The sequence below is a fragment of the Kineococcus arenarius subsp. arenarius genome, assembly GCF_050871845.1.
In the GTDB taxonomy this organism is placed as follows: Bacteria; Actinomycetota; Actinomycetes; order Actinomycetales; family Kineococcaceae; genus Kineococcus.
This window is the reverse complement of the sequence record NZ_JBJLSE010000188.1, coordinates 1-1,323: the sequence shown is the minus strand read 5'-3', so window position 1 is coordinate 1,323 and position 1,323 is coordinate 1. Positions and strand designations below refer to the sequence as shown.

2 protein-coding genes are annotated in these 1,323 nt (G+C 66.8%); both read left to right on the top strand.

Annotated features, from left to right (window positions below; translation table 11 throughout):
• The first annotated feature begins 82 nt into the window (after positions 1-82).
• Positions 83-535, top strand: a complete 453-nt coding sequence (locus ACRYM0_RS20835; protein WP_432507759.1) for a hypothetical protein — start codon at positions 83-85, stop codon at positions 533-535.
• Positions 535-1,323 (top strand): transposase (locus tag ACRYM0_RS20830; protein WP_432507758.1); only part of this gene is annotated, 789 nt, incomplete at its 3' end. The genes ACRYM0_RS20835 and ACRYM0_RS20830, both read left to right, overlap by 1 nt.

The following is a 1,323-nucleotide window of genomic DNA, read 5'->3' as shown; positions in this document are numbered from 1 at the left end:
CCCTGTCTGTCAGGGTGAGTTGAGGCCAGCCGCTCGTAGCAACCTCTCCTGACAGGGCGAGATCGGAACCATGATCGTGACCGTGACGACACCCACCCCCGTGGTCGAAGATGGACAGGTGACTGCCGGCTCGTCCTCCCGCAGAGGCCCGCGCGCTGACCGCCCGCGCGCTCGGCGCTCCTTCACCCCCGCTCAGAAGCAGGCCTACCTCGACGGTTACGAAGCCGCCCGCGCCATCGGTGACGGCGAGGGCTACCTACGACGCGAAGGCCTCTACTCCTCGCTGATGTCGGAGTGGCGCCGGGCCCGCGACGCCGGACTGCTCGAGGGCAAGAGCGACGGCGCGCCGGTTGGGCGACCCAGCGCTGAGCAGGCCGAGATCGCCCGCTTGAAGCGTGAACTGGAGGTGACCCGCAGCAAACTCGCCACCACCGAGACCGCCCTGGACATCATGGGAAAAGCACGAGAGCTCTTGGCCTCGATCTCCAAGAGCGAGCAGGAACGGCAGGACGAGCAGCAGCGCGGACCGCGTTGATGAACGCCTTCACGACGTTGCGGACTGCCGGGGTCACCATGCGCACTGCGGCGCTCTTGACGGGCATCGCCCGTGCCACGATGGACCGGGCCAGGCGCTCATCACCCGTCGCGCTACCCTCCCCGCTGCCCTTGGTTCCGCGCACCGCTTCGGCGCCGAAGAACAAGCTCACCGACGTCGAGGAGCAGCAGGTCCTGGCTGTGCTGCACAGTCCGGAGTTCATCGACCAGGCCCCAGCCGAGGTCTACGCCACCTTGCTGGGACGCGGTGAATACTTGTGCTCGATCGCGTCGATGTATCGGATCCTGCGCCGGCACAACGAAGTCCGTGACCGTCGTCGGCAGGCCCGGCATCCTGCCCGGGCTCGTCCGGAATTGACCGCCACCGGCCCAGGTCAGGTCTACACGTGGGATATCACCAAATTGCCCGGCTCAAGGCGGGGGGTGTGGTTCGACGCCTACGTGATGATCGACATTTTCTCCCGCATGATCGTGGGGTGCCGGGTCCACGCCCACGAGTCCGCGCCGCTGGCGGCGGAGATGATGCGTGAGGTGTTCGGGGTTCACGGCATCCCGCACGTCGTGCACGCCGACCGGGGGACGTCGATGACGTCGAAGACGGTGGCTCATCTGCTGGAGGACCTCGGCGTCGACCGGTCACATTCGCGGCCGCGGGTCTCGAACGACAACCCGTTTAGTGAGGCCTTGTTCAAGACGGTGAAGTACGCCCCGACCTTCCCCGAGCGGTTCGCCACCTTGGCCGATGCGCGAGCCTGGATGGAGGACTTC